Here is a 14440-nt window from a genome sequence, read left to right on the forward strand (position 1 = left end):
TCAGGAGAAGGCCGGGGTCGTCCGCGTGAGCAGCTTGACGATCCGAAGGGCCATCCCGTGCGGCTGGCGGCGGCGCAGTTCGACCATGTCGGCCAGCGCATGGATGATCTTCAGCCCGCGGCCGCTCTCGGCGTCGGGCCCGACGTCCTTGGGGGCCGCGCTCTCCAGGCCCATGCCCTCGTCCACCACGTCGATGATGCAGCGGTCCTCGTGAATGGTGACCGTCACCTCGTAGTCGGTGCCGTTCTCGGCGTGCTGGACCGCGTTGGCGCACGCCTCGCCGACGGCCAGGCCGATGTCCTCCCGGCAGTCCGTCGTCACGGCGAAGACGGCCAGCGCGGCATCGAGCACCCGCCGCGTCAGCGGAACGGTTGTGGTGTCGCGCGGCAGGGAGAGCGAAAGCCGTACTTCCATCCCCACAACGGACTCCCTTCGCGCGATTTCCTTGTGCCGTAAGGATGCCCCGCACACGAAGGGAGGAAACTTGCAGTCCGCGCTCAGGCCGCGGTGCGCACCGGCTCCGGGGCCTGGGCGGCGCGGACCCGGCGGGTCACCACGCGCTCGGCGACGAAGGACAGGAACGGCACCGTGCCGGCCAGCAGCACCAGCACCGTGAACCCGACCCTCCAGCGCGCCCGGCGGGCCAGGTCGGCCGCGAGGACCAGATAGACCATGTACAGGAAGCCGTGCGCCGGCCCCACGAGGGCCACGATCGTCTCGTTGTCGGCGGCGTACTTGAGCACGGTGCCGACCGTCAGCACGATCAGCAGCACGCCGACGATCCAGGCCACGACCCGGTAGCGGGTGAGGGCGGGGTTCAGATTCATCTGCTTCATCCTGGGAAGTCGCTCGGGCGGCGGTCGGGGTTGGCGGCGAGCCAGGCCAGCATCCGGTTGTACTGCGTCAGCTCCGGATCGTCCTCGGTCACGGGCGCCGGCCGGGGCACCATCGGCCGCAGCGGCGGCGGGCCCGGCTTCCTCGGCGCGGCGGTGCCGCGGGTGTCGCGGATCGCCCGCGCCCAGAGGAACACGACGAAGATCGCGAAGAGCGGCCACTGCACGGTGTACGCCCAGCTGAGCATGTTGCCCGCGGTGGCCCGCTGGTACTGCCACAGACAGGCGATCACGCAGACGGCCACCCCGGCGAGCGCCAGGACATGCCCGAGCACCCACCGGGGTGTGAAGAATCGCCGCACAAGTAGCCAGGCTACTCAGTCGAAGACCGGACCCACGTCGCGGGTGCGCTTGATCTCGTAGAACCCGGGCGTGCCCGCGACCAGGAGCGTGCCGTCCCACAGGCGACCGGCCGCCTCGCCCTTGGGGCGCGGGGTGACGACCGGGCCGAAGAAGGCGATGATCCTGCCGTCCGGGCCCGGCACGTGGATCACCGGCGTGCCGACGTCCATGCCGACCGGGTTCATCCCGGCGAAGTGGCTCTCGCGGAGCTGGGCGTCGAACTCGGTCGACTCGGCGTACTCGGCCAGCTCGGCCGGGAGCCCCGCCTCGACCAGCGCGGAGCGGTAGAGCTCGTCCGAGAGCTCCTGCTGCTCGTGGTGGATCCGGTTGCCCAGGGCGGTGTAAAGCGGACGAAGTACATCATTGCCGAACTTCTGCTCGGCGGCGATCGCCACCCGGACGGGGCCCCAACCCTTTGCCAAACCCTCCTTGTATTGCTCCGGAAGGTCGTCGCGGCCCTCGTTGAGGATCGAGAGGCTCATCACGTGGAATCGGACGTCCACGGCCCGGACCTGCTCGACCTCGAGCAGCCAGCGGGACGTGATCCAGGCCCACGGGCAGCGCGGGTCGAACCACATATCGGCGATGACGCGGTCTTCACCCATGACGGTGACCACCTCACTAGTGAAAGAGTCGGGAACCCGAACCGATCCTTACGCAACCCGCACGCGAGGTACCACTTCGGGCAGGAGTGACCTGAGCCACTCCCCCAGTCTCCTCCGCGAGCATGGAACACTCGGGGTGACGCCGTCGACGGGGACGGCCACAGCGAAACGACAGGAGACGACACGTGGCCGGTGTACGCAACCTACGCCAGGTCGAAGCGGTCGAGCGGGCCCGCCTGCTCGGCGTCACGGCGTACGACATCAGCCTCGACCTGACCGACGGCGCCGGGCATCCGGGCGAGGGCACGTTCCGGTCGACCACCGAGGTGCGCTTCACCTGCCGGGAGCCGGGGGCCGGCACCTTCATCGAGGTCGCCGCCGCGACCCTGCACAGCGCCACGCTCAACGGCGAGCCCGTCGACGCGAGCGGCTGGAGCACCGAGGGCGGCCTGGCGCTGACCGGGCTGGCGGCCGACAACGTGCTCGTCGTGGACGCCGAGTTCGCGTACTCCACGACCGGCCAGGGCCTGCACCGCAGCGTCGACCCCGTGGACAAGGAGGTGTACCTCTACAGCCAGTTCGAGACGGCCGACGCCCAGCGCGCCTTCGCCTGCTTCGACCAGCCGGACCTCAAGGCCGAGTTCACCTTCCGGGTCACGGCGCCCGCGCACTGGAAGGTCATCTCCAACATGCCGCTCGAGCGGCAGGAGGGCCTCGTGCGGCACTTCCAGCCCACGCCGCGGATGAGCACCTACATCACCGCCGTGTGCGCCGGGCCGTACCACGAGGTCCGCGACACCCACGACGGCATCGACCTGGGCGTGTTCTGCCGGCAGTCGATGCGGCAGTACCTCGACGCCGACGACATCAACCTCGTGACGAAGCAGGGCTTCGACTTCTTCCACGAGGAGTTCGGCATCCGCTACCCGCTGCCGAAGTACGACCAGGTGTACTCCCCGGAGTTCAACGCCGGCGCGATGGAGAACTTCGGCTGCGTGGTCCACGCCGAGCAGCACTACATCTTCCGCTCGCCGGTCACCGACTTCGAGTACGAGCAGCGCGCGAACACGATCCTGCACGAGCTCGCCCACATGTGGTTCGGCGACCTCGTGACCATGCGCTGGTGGGACGACCTGTGGCTGAACGAGTCGTTCGCGGAGTGGGCGAGCCACTGGTGCAACACCCACGCGACCCGCTTCACCGACGCGTGGACGACGTTCCTGTCCGTGCGCAAGAACTGGGGCTACCGGCAGGACCAGCTGTCCTCGACCCACCCCGTCTACACCGAGATGCCGGACGTCGAGGCGGTCGAGGTCAACTTCGACGGCATCACGTACGCCAAGGGCGCCAGCGTCATCAAGCAGCTGGTCGCGTACGTGGGCATCGACGCCTTCCGCAGCGGCCTGCGCGCCTACTTCCAGCAGCACCAGTGGGGCAACGCCACCTTCGACGACCTGCTCACCGCGCTCGAGTCGGCCAGCGGCAAGGAGCTGCGCAAGTTCGCCGCGCAGTGGCTGGAGACGGCCCAGGTGAACACGCTGCGGCCGGAGATCACCGTGGCCGCGGACGGCACCTACGAGCGCGTCGTGGTGCGCCAGGAGGCCCCGGCCGCCTACCCGACGCTGCGCACCCACCGCATCGGCATCGGCCTCTACGACCTGGCCGACGGCGGCCGGCTGGTGCGCCGCGACCTGGTCGAGGCGGACGTGGACGGCGAGCAGACCGAGATCGCCGCGCTCGCGGGGGTGCGTGCGGCCGACGTGCTGCTGCTCAACGACGACGACCTCACCTACGCCAAGCTGCGCCTCGACCCGGCCTCGATGGCCGTCGTGGTGGATCACATCGACGGCCTGGACAACTCGCTGGCCCGGGCGCTGGTGTGGTCGGCCTCGTGGGACATGGTCCGCGACGCCGAGCTCGCGGCGCGCGACTACGTGAAGCTCGTCGCGACCGGCCTGCCCGCCGAGCGCGACATCAACCTCGTCACCGCGACGATCCGCCAGGCCCAGTCGGCGCTGGTGTTCTACGCCGACCCGGCGTGGGGGCCGCAGGGCTGGGCCCAGCTCGCCGACACCGCCCGCGCGGCGCTGGCCACGGCCGAGCCGGGCAGCGGCTTCCAGCTGGCCTGGGCCCGCTCGTTCGCCGCCGCCGCGCGCAGCGAGGCCGACCTCGGGGTGCTGGCGGGCTGGCTGCGCGACGAGAGCGTGCCGCCGGGGCTGACCATCCAGGCCGACCTGCGCTGGGGCATCCTGCACTCGCTGATCGCGGCGGGCGCGGCCGACCCGGAGCAGATCGAGGCCGAGCTGGACCGCGACCGCACGGCCAGCGGCGAGCGGCAGGCGGCGCTGGCCCGGGCGCTGGTGCCGACGGCGGAGTCGAAGGCCGAGACCTGGCGCCGGCTCACCGAGGACCACGCGCTGCCCAACTGGCTGCAGCGCTCGCTGCTGCAGGGCTTCCAGCACTCGGCGCAGACGAAGCTGACGGCGCCGTTCGTGCCGGCCTACTTCGACGCGCTGCTGCCCGTCTGGGAGCACCGTGACAGCGAGCCGGCGGCCGAGTTCGTGGAGATGGCGTACCCGGCCTACCAGGTCAGCGAGGACACCGTGGCGCGCACCGAGGCCTGGCTGGCCACGCCCGGCACGCCGGCGCCGCTGCGCCGTCTGGTCGGCGAGGGGCGCGACGGGATCGTGCGGGCCCTCAAGGCGCGTGCGAAGGACGCCGCGGCCTCCTGAGACACGACAAGAGGCGCCGCGCTCGAGTCGAGCGCGGCGCCTCTTGTTCGCGTCAGTTCAGTGCTTGCCCGCGTGCTCGGCCAGCTGGGCCAGGCCCGAGACCAGGCCACCGGCCAGGTCACCGCCGCCGAAGGCCGCCGCCATCGACAGGGCCGCGAGCTTCGCCGCGCGGTCGGGCAGGCGGCGACGGGCCTCGCCGCCGGTCACGATCTCCAGCACGCGCTGGTTCGGCGACAGGGCGATGAGCACCGTGTTGGCCGGGTCGGCGAGCTGGGCGTGCAGCTTCTCGGCGTAGGCGCGGCCCGGCTCCTCGAGATCGCCGACGTAGATGCTGAACGTCAGCCCCGTCGACGAGTCGGCCAGGCGCAGCGCCTCGTCCAGGCGCAGCAGCTGGCGCGTGGTGAACGGGCCGTTGAGGACTTCGGGCCGGCCGGTCAGGCCGGCCGGGCTACCACCGGTCACTTGCGCCTCCGATGACTTGCGGCTGCGTCCGGTCGCCCGACCAGTCGGTCACGCCGGAGCTCTCGCCACTCGCGGTCAGTTCGGCCCGCCGCACACCGGTGAGCTCGCGGGCGTGCGCCGCCTCGGTCTGCTGCTCGGGCGCGGACAGGAACCAGACGGGCGTGAAATCGAACGGCCGTCCGGGCCGGTAGCGCCTGCTACGGCGGGAACCCCCCGCGTAGACGGCGCCCGCGATGAGCAGGATGACCGCAACCGGAATCCCGGCGAAGATCAGCGTCGTCTCGATGATGGACAAGCTCAACGCCCCCAGGCGTCGAAGGGACTAAAAGACCGGCTTCACGTTAGCGGGCGGCTACGACCAGCCGGTTGCCGGGGGCCTACCGTCACTTTCATGGACCTCTCGCGCCAGTATGCCGAATCGCTCGACGCCCAGGACTCGATCGGATATTTCCGCGCGCAATTCTACATTCCGGACAATGAGCTGGTCTACTTCGACGGCAACTCCCTGGGCCGGCTGCCGCTGGCCACGCGCGAGCGCCTCCGCGACGCGATCGACCGCGAATGGGGCCACGACCTGATCCGCGGCTGGGACACGTGGATCGATCTGGCCCGCTCGACCGGGGATCTGCTGGCGGCATCGGTACTGCACGTGCTCCCCGGCGAGGTCGTGCTCTCCGACTCCACCAGCGTGAACCTGTACAAGCTGGCCGCGGCCGCGCTCGACGCCCGCCCCGGCCGCGGCGTGATCGTCACCGACGACGACAACTTCCCCACCGACCGGTACGTGCTGGAGGGCCTCGCGGCCGCACGCGGGCTGCGGCTGCGGGTGGTGCCGACCGACCTCGACGCGGGCGTGGACCCGCAGCGGGTGGCCGCGGCGCTGGACGACGACGTGGCGCTGGTGTGCCTGTCGCACGTGGCGTACCGCTCGGGCGCGATCGCCGACATGGTGGCGATCACCACTGCCGCGCACCGGGTGGGGGCCCTCACACTGTGGGATCTGTGCCACTCCGCGGGCTCGGTCCGGGTGCCGCTGCGCGAGTCCGGGGCCGATCTCGCGGTCGGGTGCACGTACAAGTACCTCAACGCCGGACCGGGCGCTCCGGCGTTCCTCTACGTGCGCTCCGACCTGCAGGCGTCGCTGCGCCAGCCGATCTGGGGCTGGTTCGGGCGGCGGGACCAGTTCGCGATGGACGCCGGCTACGAGCCGGCCGCGTCGGTCGACCGGTTCCTGGTGGGCACGCCGCCGGTGCTGGGCGGGTACGCGGCGCTGGAAGGGGCCCGGATCACGGCCGCGGCCGGCATCGACGCGCTGGCCGCCAAGGGCGCCGCGCTGACCGACTACGCGATCGGGCTCGCCGCCGCGTGGCTGGGCGACCGGCTCGCGCTGGCCAGCCCGCGGGAGTCCGCCCGGCGGGGCAGCCACGTGACGTTCCGGGCGGCCGAGGCGTGGCCGATCTGCCAGGCGCTCAAGGCGGCCGGCGTGATCCCGGACTTCCGCACGCCCGAGCGGCTGCGGATCGGGCTGGCGCCGCTCTACACGCGGTTCGTGGACGTGCACGAGGGCATGGCGCGGCTGCGGGACGTCGTCGACACCGGCGCGTACTCGTCCTACGGCGTCGAACTCGGGCGCGTCACGTGAGGGCGTGACCACCCCGGAGGCCGCTGCGCCCAGTCCGGCTCGGTGAGGCTTCGCGGAGACCGACCCAGACCGGGCGTCCTGGCGGGAGCACCGGTCAGTGACTGACGCGGACCCGAGCCGTGGATCTATGCGGCCTGTTGCAGACCCTCCACGGGCAGGTCCAGCCAGTCGGCCCAGCGCGGGTCGGGCGTGCGGTGACCGAGGACACGCCAGGCCACGCCCTTCGGCGCCATGGGGGTGGCATGCAAACGCCAGCCGAGTTCGGCTGGCGTTTTGTCACCTTTGGTGTGGTTGCAACGGGCGCAGGCGGCTACGACGTTCTCCCAGGCGTGCCGCCCGCCCCGGCTGCGTGGCATCACGTGGTCGATGGTCTCGGCCGGGCCGCGGCAGTAGGCGCAACGCCATCCGTCGCGGGCGAATATGCCGCGGCGGGAGAGGCCTATGTGCGTGCGGTACGGCACCCGGACGTAGCGGGTGAGCCTGACCACGGACGGCACCGGCAACTCGTTCATCGCACTGTGGAGGATCCCGTCACCGTCGGCGACGCACACGGCCTTCGACGTCAGGACCAGGATGGTGGCACGTCTGACAGACACGACACACAGCGGCTCATAGGTGGCATTCAGCACCAGCGCACCCGATACTCGTGCGGGTCGTATGTCAGGCATCGCCGTCCCCCTAGTGCGTGAAGGAAGTCTCCCTGGAATGGGCCCCGAGCGGCCCTGATGCGGCCCCGTGAGGTCTGCTTTGCGGGCCCACCGGCGGTGGTCCGTGGGCTAATCGTCCCTGATAGATCCTCGGATTGCACGTACTATTTGCGGCCGTCGGGTGAACCTTCGCCCGTCACCCCCGTTGTTTGGGCGGACTTGCCCCCGTTCGCCCCGGTTTGCTGCTAGGAGCCCCGTGATCAGCCCTATCGCGATGCCGTTCGAGGAGACGCCGAAGCCCGGAAGCACGCCGAGCTGCGCCGACAAATCCGGCTTCTGCGACTTCGTCTTCGACCAGACCAAGAACAAGTGGCTGGCCGAGAGCAGCTACTGGGTGCTGGTCAAACCGGTGACGATCCTCGTGATCGTCGTCGTCGCGCTGATCATCCGGGCGCTGATCCACCGGGCGATCGACCGGCTGATCAAGCACACGGTCAGCGACAACGAGGCCGGCGGCGCGATGCTGCGGCCGCTGCGCAAGCGGCTGCCCACGCTGTCCGCCCCCTCGGAGCGGCGCAACCAGCGCGCCCGGGCGCTCGGCTCGGTGCTGCGCAGCATCGCCTCCGCCGTCGTGTTCACGATCGCGACGATGCTCGTGCTCGGCGAGATCGGCATCAACCTCGGACCGCTGCTGGCCAGCGCCGGCATCGCGGGCCTGGCGATCGGCTTCGGCGCGCAGAACCTGGTCAAGGACTTCATCGCCGGGCTGTTCATGCTGCTCGAGGACCAGTACGGCGTCGGCGACGTGGTCGACGTGGGCGAGGTCACCGGCACCGTCGAGGCGGTCGGGCTGCGCATCACCACGATCCGCAACGCGGGCGGCGTGGTCTGGTACGTGCGCAACGGCGAGATCGTGCGGGTCGGCAACAAGAGCCAGGGCTGGGCCGTGGTCAACGTCGACGTCCCGGTCGGGTTCGTGTCGGTCGACCAGGCCACCGCGGTGCTGCAGGAGACTGCCGACGCGTTCGCCAACGACCCCGACTACGCCGACGACTTCATGGACCCGCCGAAGGTGCTCGGCGTGGAGCAGCTCAACGCGGACGGCGCGGTGCTGCGGACCACGGTGAAGACGTCGAACGAGGCGCAGTGGCGCATCGGGCGCGAGCTGCGCCGGCGGCTGACCGACTCCCTCGAGCGGGCCGGGATCACGGCCCAGCTCTCGGCCGCGCGCATGTACATCCGCCCGGCCAACGGCGAGGGCGGCGAGCCGGGACCGGGCGGACCCACCTGATCGGTGGTTCTTGTCCAATCTCACGGCCATCTGTGATCAACCCGGAGGGTAGGGTCGCGCGTCGGGTGGTCAGTCGGTTATCGTCCGTTCGTTCAGGTGCATCGCTGCACAGTGTCCCGGTCCGCCGCCGTTGACCCCTCTCGGGCGGATTGACCGGTTCGGCCGCGCCCGCGAACGTTCCGCCGTCGCGACCACAGGGGAAGGGGGCTCTGCCGGTGCCGCACCCCGACGAGTCCGCGAAGCGCCCCGCCACGATCCGCGAGACCCTGGCCAACCGCGAGTTCGCGGCCCTGTTCGCGGCGCAGGCCCAGTCGAGCCTGGGTGACAGCGTGGCCCGCGCGGCCGTGGTCGCGCTGGTCTACAAGCAGACGAACTCCCCCATCCTGTCGGCCGCCGCGTTCGCGGTGAGCTACCTGCCCTGGCTCGGCGTCGGGGCGCTGCTGTCGGCCTGGGCCGAGCGGCATCCGTATCGGCGCACCATGATCGGCTGCGACCTGCTGCGCGCCGGGATCATGCTGGTGCTGGCCGCCTTTCCGGGGATGCCGACCGCGCTGGTCATCGCGCTGCTGTTCGGCAACGCGCTGCTGAGCCCGCCGTTCGACGCCTCCCGCTCGGCGCTCATGCCGCAGCTGCTGCAGGGCGAGCGGTACGTCACCGCGATCGTGCTCAACCGCACCACCGGGCAGATCTCGCTCATCGCCGGCTACGCGCTCGGCGCCGTGCTCGTGGCCGTGAACGGCTCCCTCGCCCTGCTGGTCAACGGCCTGACGTTCGCGGTCTCGGCGCTGCTCATCAGCCTCGTCGTCGGCGAGCGGGAGCCCTCGCTCAAGCGCGAGGAGCACACCGGCCTGCTGCGCGAGGCGGCCGACGGCTACCGGGTGGTGTTCCGCTCGCCGGTGATGCGCTCGATCGCGCTGATCGTCTTCGCCGGGGTCTGCTTCGGCGTGATCCCCGAGGGGCTGGCCGCGGCCTGGGCCGCCCACCTCGCCGGGCACGCCGACGCGTTCGGCTTCGGCGTCATCATGACCGCGGCCGCGGCCGGCTTCGTGCTCGGCAGCTCCCTGGTCACCTGGCTGCTGCCGCCCCGGCGCCGGGTCGCGCTCATCCGCCCGCTCGCGATCGTCACGCCCCTGGCGCTCGTCCCGGCCCTGCTGAACCCGGGCCTGCCGGTCATCGTCGTGATGACCCTGGTCGCGGGCGCCTCGCTGGCGGTCACGCTCCCGGCCGGCAACGGGCTCTTCGTGCAGGTGCTGCCGCCGGCCTACCGGGCCCGCGCGTTCGGCGTGATGCAGAGCGGCGTGCACCTGCTGCAGGGCGGGGCCATCGTGCTCACCGGCTGGCTGGCCACCAGCTACCCGCTCCCCGACGTCGTCGGCTACTTCGGGATCGCCGGGCTCGGCGCCACTGTGCTGATCATCGCCGGCTGGCCGGCGAAGGCGACCATCGCCGACGCGATCGCGGCCAACAAGGTCCGGGCCGCGGCCGTGCGGGACGCCGCCGAGCACGAGACCATCGACGATCTCGGCGAGGTCACCATCGACCTGGCCCGGGTGCCGCTGCCGCCCCGCCGGCGCCCCTCCCCCGGCCCGCGCCGCGAGCCGATGATGGTCGACCCGCCGGAGGTCACCGTCGATCTGACCGAGCGCACCACGGAGCTCGGTGGCCTCCCGCCCGCACCGCCCTCGCAGGCGGCGCGGCATAGTTGATGGCGTGACGTCCCCCAACTTCTACGAGCTCGTCGGCGGCGAGCCGACCTTCCGCAAGCTCGTCGACGAGTTCTACGCCGGCGTGGCCGAGGATCCGATCCTGCGCCCGCTGTATCCCGAGGAGGACCTCGGACCGGCCAACGAGCGCTTCCGGCTGTTCCTGATGCAGTACTGGGGCGGCCCGACGACGTATTCGGAGAACCGCGGCCACCCGCGCCTGCGGATGCGCCACGCCCCCTTCGTCATCGCCTCCGCCGAGCGCGACGCCTGGCTGCGGCAGATGCGCCGGGCCGTCGACGCGATCGAGCTGGCGCCCGAGCACGAGGCGGTGCTCTGGGACTATCTGGAGCGCGCGGCCCACTTCATGGTCAACGCCGACGACCCGGAAGAATCGGACTCTCCGGCCGTTAAGGTGCTTTAGCTGCATAAGCGTTTCCTTTCGCCACGTTTCCCGTTGTCTTGGCTATGTGCCGCCGTCTCCGGTGGCACTGCCGGACCCACGAAACGACCGAGGAGACGCCTGCATGCGCCGACGCCTGATCGCCGCTGCCGCCACAGCATTGGCCGCATTCGCGGTCGCCATCCCCGCCTCCGCCGCGCTGAACCAGCCGACCCAGGTCTCCACCAACCCCGCCGACTTCACTCCGAACGTGCTCGACGGCGAGGTGCGGGCCTTCGCGCTGGTCGGAGACACGGTGGTGGTCGGCGGCGACTTCAGCACCGTCACCGACGCCCAGCGCAAGGTGCGGTACAGCCGCAAGAACCTGTTCGCGTACCGCGCCGCGACGGGCGAGATCCTGCCGTTCGCGCCGCAGCCCGACGCGCCGGTGTTCGCGCTGGCCACGGGACCGAACAACACCGTCTACGCCGGCGGGGCGTTCCAGAAGATCGCCGGGGGCTCGCAGCGGGGCCTGGCCCAGCTCAGCCTGGCCGACGGCAGCCGCGTGCCGGCCTTCACCGCGGCCATCAACTGGGGCGACGACCGGGCGCTCATCGCGCAGGGGCAGTGGCTCTACGCGGCCGGCTCGTTCAGCGCCGTCAACGGCACCCAGCGCGTCGGCCTGGCCCGGCTGAACGCGACCACCGGCGCCGTCGACCCGGCCTTCGACATGAAGCTGGCCGCGCCGCACCTGACCCGCGTGAAGCTCGAGGATCTGGCGCTGACCCCGGACGGGCACCGGCTGGCCGCCATCGGCGCGGTCGAGCAGGCGGCCGGGCAGTGGCGGGCCCAGGTCGTGATGATCGACATTCCGGCGACGGGGGCGGTGCGGCTCGCGGACTGGTACACGGACGCGTACGCCCACGAGTGCCGGGCGGGCTTCGAGACGTACCTGCGCGGCATCGACTTCGACCCGACGGGCACATACGCGACGATCGTGGCGACCGGCCGCAAGTGGGGCCAGGACCTCATGTGCGACACGGCGGCGCGCTTCGACCTGCGCGGCAGCGGGCTGCACAAGCCGCTGTGGGTGAACCACACGGGCGGGGACTCGCTGTACTCGGTGGCCGACACCGGGGCCGCGATCTACGTCGGCGGGCACCAGCGCTGGATGGACAACCCGCAGGGCCGCGAGACGGCCGGGCCGGGCGCGGTGTCGCGGCCGGGCATCGCGGCCATCAACCCGCAGACGGGCAAGGCGACGGCGTGGAACCCGCAGCGCAACCCGCGGGGCGTCGGCGCCCGGGCGCTGCTGGCGACGCCCCAGGGCCTGCTGGTGGGCTCGGACACGGAGAAGATCGGCGGCGAGTACCACGCCCGGCTGGCGCTGCTCCCGCTCTCCTGAGCTCGCGAACGAAAGCGGCCCCCGTCCTCGGACGGGGGCCGCTTTCATGTGGGGTGACTGATGGGATTTGAACCCACGACACCCGGGACCACAACCCGGTGCTCTGCCAACTGAGCTACAGCCACCATGAACTCGCCCGCTAATAGTAGGGCATGCGGGACGGGATTCGTCGACAGGGTTATGACGCGTTCGTGTCGCCTTCCCGGCTCAACTCGGCGGCGATCCCCTTGGCGGTCTCGACGTCGGGTCCGGGCAGCGGCACGAAGAGGGTGCGGCGGTAGTACTCCAGCTCGCGGATGCTCTCGCGGATGTCGGCGAGGGCGCGGTGGGCGAGGCCCTTCGGGGGCTGGCCGAAGTACACGCGCGGATACCAGCGCCGGCACAGCTCCTTGATCGAGGAGACGTCGATCATCCGGTAGTGCAGGTGGTGGTCGAGGCGCGGCATGTCCCTGGCCAGGAAGCCGCGGTCCGTCGCGATCGAGTTGCCGCACAGCGGGGCCGTGCGCGGGTCGCGGACGTGCTCGGTGATGTAGGACATGATGAGGTCCTCGGCCTCGGCTACCGTCACGGTGGAGGCGCGCACCGCCTCGGTGAGGCCCGACTTGGCGTGCATGTCGCGCACGACCTCGAGCATCCCGTCCAGCGCCGCGTCGTCGGCGTGGATCACCACGTCGACGCCCTCGCCGAGCACGTTGAGATCGGGGTCGGTCACCAGCGCCGCGACTTCGATCAGCGCGTCCTTCCCCAGATCGAGCCCCGTCATCTCACAGTCGATCCAGACCAAAAGATCACCCACACCGGACAGCCTAGTGTTCATTCGGCCGACTTCTCGCTCCTCGGTGCGGGCAACCACTCATACTGCGCCATGTCGTTACCAAAGCCGGGCCCCGATGTGGCGTGCGTCACGGCATGGCGACCGATTCGGCGGGCTTCCCGGCCTTGCCGACCGGCTGCCCGTCGGTGTCGGCGGGCTCGTCGCCGACCTCCAGCGGGGCCCACGTGAACTGCAGCTCGATGTTGGGCATCGCCGGCAGCGGCGGGAGGTCGATCTCGAGAGCGGCGTCCTCGGGGGCGGGGCGGTCGAGCTCGCACTCGTCCAGGGCCGGCTTCTCGGGCTTCGCCGGGGGCGGCACCTCCGCGTCGGCGGCCTTGAGGACGTCGGCGAGGGTGGCCATGACGCGCTCGTTCGCGGTCCCGGCGGCCTCGCCCTCGCCCTCGGCCTCGGCCTCGGCATGGGGCTGGGGCTGGGGCTCCTCGGGCTGTTCCTCCGCCTTCGGCTCCCCGAGGTCCCCGGCCTTCGACTCCTCGGGCTCCCCGGCCTTCGGCTCCTCGGACTCCTCGGACTCCTCGGGCGTGGTCTGCGCCGGGATCGCGAGCGGCTCCGGGGCGGGGGCCGGGGCGGCGGCCTGCAGCGCCGGGCGGGCCGGGGGCCAGGCGAGCGTGATCAGGGCGAGGAAGAACAGGGCGCCGCCGAGCATGAGCAGGCCGCCGGTGGTGGGGCCGAGCCAGGCGGGGGCGAGGCGGGCGGTGATCGCGGCGTCGATGCCGGCCCGGCCGTCGGCGCGCATCACGACCAGCGCGAGGTGCTTGCCCCGCAGGGCCGAGGACGACCAGGTGAGCCGGGCCTCGCCGGCGCGCTGCTCGCTGCGGGCGATCCAGAACTTCTCCTGGGCCGGGCGCTTCGCCTCCGGGTCGTTCGCGTCCGGGTTCGCCGCGCCCGGGTTCACCGCGCCCGGGTCGTTCGCGGCCGGGTTCACCGCGCCCGGGTCGTTCGCGGCCGGGTTCGCCGCGGCCTGGTCGGCCGCCTGGTTCGCGGCCTGGTTCGCGGCGCCGGCGAGATCGGCGGGGTCGGTGCGGTCGGCCGCCTGGTTCGCGGTGCGGTTCGCGGGCTCGACGGTCAGCTCGACCGGTAGCGGGCCGCGGGCGAGGCGGACGTGGGTCAGGCTCGTGTGGGCCCGGCCGTCGAGGTAGCGCTTGACGTCCGCGGTGGGCGCGAGCCCGATGAAGAGTGGGCCGCCGGAGCCGACCGCCGACAGGCTGAGCGTGGTCTGCCCACCCCGCGCGAACGGCGCGTCGGCTCGCAGGAGCCGGTCGACGTCGGGCACGACGACGGCGGTGCCGTCGGCACGGACCCGCTCCAGTCGCGCCGAGAACGTGTCGTCGCCGGCCCGATGCTCCATGGCGAGCAGCAGTCCGCCACCGGCGAGAGCCAGCGGCACCGCGATGAGCAGCAGCAGCGCGCCGACACCCGCCCGAACCAGACGCACGACCATGGCAGCGGCCCCTCTTCCCCCCGGCGTTACGAGGCCGACATTACCGGCAATTCGGGCGCAGGC

Annotated in this window: 15 protein-coding genes and 1 tRNA gene; 6 read left to right on the forward strand and 10 right to left on the reverse strand. The window is 71.7% G+C overall.

Annotated elements, in window-relative coordinates; translation table 11 throughout:
- The 4 genes from ACQP1P_RS42445 to ACQP1P_RS42460 all read right to left on the reverse strand — a co-directional run bounded on the left by ACQP1P_RS42445 (position 1) and on the right by ACQP1P_RS42460 (position 1840).
- The gene (locus ACQP1P_RS42445; protein ID WP_433080216.1) at positions 1–414 is read right to left on the reverse strand and encodes an ATP-binding protein; all 414 of its coding nucleotides are present in this window, start codon (positions 412–414) and stop codon (positions 1–3) included.
- A gap of 83 nt (positions 415–497) precedes the next feature.
- Positions 498–821 carry a DUF3817 domain-containing protein gene (locus ACQP1P_RS42450; protein WP_433090356.1) on the reverse strand — a complete coding sequence of 108 codons (324 nt, stop codon included), beginning with the start codon at positions 819–821 and terminating at the stop codon, positions 498–500.
- 11 nt (positions 822–832) lie between these two features.
- Positions 833–1168, reverse strand: a complete 336-nt coding sequence (locus ACQP1P_RS42455) for a hypothetical protein (protein ID WP_433080218.1) — start codon at positions 1166–1168, stop codon at positions 833–835.
- A 42-nt stretch (positions 1169–1210) separates the two neighbouring features.
- Complete coding sequence (locus ACQP1P_RS42460) at positions 1211–1840, reverse strand: mycothiol-dependent nitroreductase Rv2466c family protein (RefSeq protein WP_433080220.1); 630 nt, start codon at positions 1838–1840, stop codon at positions 1211–1213.
- A gap of 185 nt (positions 1841–2025) precedes the next feature.
- Between ACQP1P_RS42460 and pepN the strand changes: the two genes are divergently transcribed.
- Positions 2026–4572, forward strand: a complete 2547-nt coding sequence (pepN, locus tag ACQP1P_RS42465; RefSeq protein WP_433080222.1) for an aminopeptidase N — start codon at positions 2026–2028, stop codon at positions 4570–4572.
- 57 nt (positions 4573–4629) lie between these two features.
- Here pepN and ACQP1P_RS42470 read toward each other — a convergent pair whose 3' ends face one another.
- A complete protein-coding gene (locus tag ACQP1P_RS42470; RefSeq protein WP_433080224.1) occupies positions 4630–5034 on the reverse strand; it encodes a DUF5130 family protein in 405 nt (134 codons plus the stop codon).
- Complete coding sequence (gene ctaJ, locus ACQP1P_RS42475; protein WP_433080226.1) at positions 5021–5329, reverse strand: aa3-type cytochrome oxidase subunit CtaJ; 309 nt, start codon at positions 5327–5329, stop codon at positions 5021–5023. The genes ACQP1P_RS42470 and ctaJ overlap by 14 nt, the downstream gene beginning before the upstream one ends.
- A 96-nt stretch (positions 5330–5425) precedes the next feature.
- Between ctaJ and kynU the strand changes: the two genes are divergently transcribed.
- Positions 5426–6676 carry a kynureninase gene (gene kynU, locus ACQP1P_RS42480; RefSeq protein WP_433080228.1) on the forward strand — a complete coding sequence of 417 codons (1251 nt, stop codon included), beginning with the start codon at positions 5426–5428 and terminating at the stop codon, positions 6674–6676.
- A 125-nt stretch (positions 6677–6801) separates the two neighbouring features.
- On the opposite strand, the gene ACQP1P_RS42485 is transcribed toward kynU, so the two are convergent.
- Positions 6802–7344: an HNH endonuclease gene (locus ACQP1P_RS42485; RefSeq protein ID WP_433080230.1), complete on the reverse strand. Its 543-nt coding sequence runs from the start codon at positions 7342–7344 to the stop codon at positions 6802–6804.
- 235 nt (positions 7345–7579) lie between these two features.
- On the opposite strand from ACQP1P_RS42485, the gene ACQP1P_RS42490 reads away from it, so the two are divergent.
- From ACQP1P_RS42490 to ACQP1P_RS42505, 4 genes are all read left to right on the forward strand, one after another.
- Positions 7580–8614: a mechanosensitive ion channel family protein gene (locus ACQP1P_RS42490; protein ID WP_433080232.1), complete on the forward strand. Its 1035-nt coding sequence runs from the start codon at positions 7580–7582 to the stop codon at positions 8612–8614.
- A 215-nt stretch (positions 8615–8829) separates the two neighbouring features.
- Positions 8830–10320 (forward strand): MFS transporter, encoded by a 1491-nt coding sequence (locus ACQP1P_RS42495; RefSeq protein ID WP_433080234.1) that lies wholly within the window; start codon positions 8830–8832, stop codon positions 10318–10320.
- Between the two features lie 4 nt (positions 10321–10324).
- Positions 10325–10741 (forward strand): globin, encoded by a 417-nt coding sequence (locus ACQP1P_RS42500; protein ID WP_433080236.1) that lies wholly within the window; start codon positions 10325–10327, stop codon positions 10739–10741.
- 103 nt (positions 10742–10844) lie between these two features.
- Positions 10845–12104, forward strand: coding sequence for a delta-60 repeat domain-containing protein (locus ACQP1P_RS42505; RefSeq protein ID WP_433080238.1), 1260 nt, complete (start codon positions 10845–10847; stop codon positions 12102–12104).
- 49 nt (positions 12105–12153) lie between these two features.
- On the opposite strand, the gene ACQP1P_RS42510 is transcribed toward ACQP1P_RS42505, so the two are convergent.
- The 3 genes from ACQP1P_RS42510 to ACQP1P_RS42520 all read right to left on the reverse strand — a co-directional run bounded on the left by ACQP1P_RS42510 (position 12154) and on the right by ACQP1P_RS42520 (position 14377).
- Positions 12154–12229, reverse strand: a tRNA-His gene (locus ACQP1P_RS42510).
- Positions 12230–12282: 53 nt separating this feature from the next.
- Entirely contained in the window at positions 12283–12921 is a 639-nt protein-coding gene (orn, locus tag ACQP1P_RS42515) for an oligoribonuclease (protein ID WP_433080240.1), read from the reverse strand.
- A gap of 85 nt (positions 12922–13006) precedes the next feature.
- Positions 13007–14377, reverse strand: a complete 1371-nt coding sequence (locus tag ACQP1P_RS42520) for a hypothetical protein (RefSeq protein WP_433080242.1) — start codon at positions 14375–14377, stop codon at positions 13007–13009.
- Positions 14378–14440 lie beyond the last annotated feature (63 nt).

The sequence above is a fragment of the Dactylosporangium sp. CA-052675 genome, assembly GCF_050947935.1.
GTDB lineage: Bacteria > Actinomycetota > Actinomycetes > Mycobacteriales > Micromonosporaceae > Dactylosporangium.

Excerpts from the sequence above, each read along its gene's own strand:
- kynU (WP_433080228.1), top strand. The coding sequence starts at position 5,426 with ATGGACCTCTCGCGCCAGTATGCCGAATCGCTCGACGCCCAGGACTCG.
- orn (WP_433080240.1), bottom strand. The coding sequence starts at position 12,921 with ATGAACACTAGGCTGTCCGGTGTGGGTGATCTTTTGGTCTGGATCGAC.
- ACQP1P_RS42520 (WP_433080242.1), bottom strand. The coding sequence starts at position 14,377 with ATGGTCGTGCGTCTGGTTCGGGCGGGTGTCGGCGCGCTGCTGCTGCTC.
- ACQP1P_RS42485 (WP_433080230.1), bottom strand. The coding sequence starts at position 7,344 with ATGCCTGACATACGACCCGCACGAGTATCGGGTGCGCTGGTGCTGAAT.
- ACQP1P_RS42460 (WP_433080220.1), bottom strand. The coding sequence starts at position 1,840 with ATGGGTGAAGACCGCGTCATCGCCGATATGTGGTTCGACCCGCGCTGC.
- ACQP1P_RS42445 (WP_433080216.1), bottom strand. The coding sequence starts at position 414 with ATGGAAGTACGGCTTTCGCTCTCCCTGCCGCGCGACACCACAACCGTT.
- ACQP1P_RS42505 (WP_433080238.1), top strand. The coding sequence starts at position 10,845 with ATGCGCCGACGCCTGATCGCCGCTGCCGCCACAGCATTGGCCGCATTC.